Annotated in this window: 2 protein-coding genes; both read left to right on the forward strand. The window is 69.0% G+C overall.

Annotation, left to right across the window (positions count from 1 at the left end):
* On the forward strand, positions 1 to 962 hold a 962-nt coding region (locus tag HNQ01_RS22080), incomplete at its 5' end, for a DNA primase family protein (RefSeq protein WP_286181102.1).
* A gap of 162 nt (positions 963 to 1,124) precedes the next feature.
* The coding region (locus HNQ01_RS22085; protein ID WP_173807659.1) for a hypothetical protein at positions 1,125 to 1,760 on the forward strand (636 nt) is incomplete at its 3' end.

Below are 1,760 nucleotides of genomic sequence, written 5' to 3' on the forward strand. Positions count from 1 at the left end.
CCCTGCGCGTGGCCGACATCGGCGAGGCATCGAGGGCGACACGCTGGCAGCAGTTCATCCGCGAGGTGACCTGCGAGGACGCCGAGCTGGCCGACTGGCTGCATCGGTTCCTTGGCTACTGCCTGACCGGCTCCACGGCCGAACAAGCCTTCATCTTCGCTTTCGGGCATGGCGCGAACGGCAAGAGCGTGCTGACCGAGACCATGCAGGCGCTGATGGGCGACTACAGCGCCAGCGTGCAGCCTGCGACGCTGTGCGATGCCGACCGGAAGGGGGGAGGTGCATCGGCCGACCTTGCCCGTCTGGAAGGCGTGCGCTTCGCTGTGGCGCCAGAGGCCGAAGAGGGCTCACGCTTCGCCGAGTCCATGCTGAAGGCCCTCGTGTCCGGCGACGTAATGCAGGTCCGCGACCTGTACGCCCCGCCGCGCGACATGCGGCCCTGTCTCAAGCTGGTGCTGACTGGGAACCACAAGCCCGACATTCGGGGCACCGACCGGGGCATCTGGCGCCGTGTCCGACTGGTGCCGTTCGCTGCGAGCTTCGAGGGTCGCGCCGACCCGCGCCTGTCGGAGAAGCTACGCGCCGAGTTCCCGCACGTCCTGGCGTGGCTGGTGGCCGGCTGTCTGGAGTGGCAGCGCCGAGGCTTGCAGGACACGCCGAGCGCCATCGCCAGCGCCACGGACGCATACCGGGCTGAGTGCGACCTGCTGGGACAGTGGCTTGACGAGCGATGCACCAGAGGGCCGCACGCCGAGGAACCAGCCGCCGACCTGTACGCCGACTTCCGTGACTGGTCGATTGCAGGGGGCTACTCGCGGCCGTGGACGGTCCGCGTGTTCGGCCGAAAGCTGTCCGAGTACCGGCTAGGAGGCTGGGACATCGGCGAGCGCAAGGGGACCGCCGGGGCTCGCTTCAGGACCGGAATCGCCCTGCGCCAGACGCTGCGCGGCCCTCGCTACTGACCGGCCCGAGTGGCGAGAGTGGCGAGAAAAGGGCTGTTTCCCCAAAGTCTCCTTGAAACGCTGTCATGGGGACTTTTCAGAAAAGCCCGTTCTGTTGCCACTCTCGCCACTGTCGGGGCCATGAACCAACACCAATCAACGACTTTGCACACTGGAACTGACATGACCCACACCGTGACCACCACCAGCGAAGCCTTCAACCGCCTGCGCAGCCTGCGGGCCGCCCGCGACTCGCTGCCGATTGACTGGAGCCGCTTCAATGACCTGTTCGGGGAGGCGGGCGAGGCCGACAGCCTGGAAGCCGTGGAGGCCCGCACCCGCGCTGCCATCGTCGGGGCCTGCGCCCGCTCCATGACCGACGAGCAGGCGGGCACCGTGGCCGACCTGCTGGTGATGCTGGCCGACGCCGAAGACGAGGCCGCCGACATCCCGCCCGGTGAGCTGTGCGCGGTGCTGCGCGAGCTGTCCGCCGCTGGCGACGCTGACGGCCTGTTCCTGGCGCTGACCCTCTCGCCTCACGACGGCACCGCCTACGCCGACCGCCTGCGCGAGCTGGCCGACAGCGTGGGGCCGGAAACCAAGGTTGATGCTGCGACCGTCCGAGCCGAGCAGGTCCGCGCCCTCATGGCCTGCCCGAAACCGGGCCGCATCGTCCCCGAAGAGCTGGCCGGCGCCATCGTTGACAGCATCGCGGCGTGGTACCGGCTCAAGACCGAGACGCCCGAGCAGCGAGCCATCCGCGAAGCCTTCGCTGAGGCCCGGCGCCTCGTGGACACGCTGGGCGAGGAAGACCCGCGC

Origin of the sequence: Sphaerotilus uruguayifluvii (genome assembly GCF_013294065.1) — a bacterium.
Lineage (GTDB): Bacteria > Pseudomonadota > Gammaproteobacteria > Burkholderiales > Burkholderiaceae_C > Sphaerotilus > Sphaerotilus uruguayifluvii.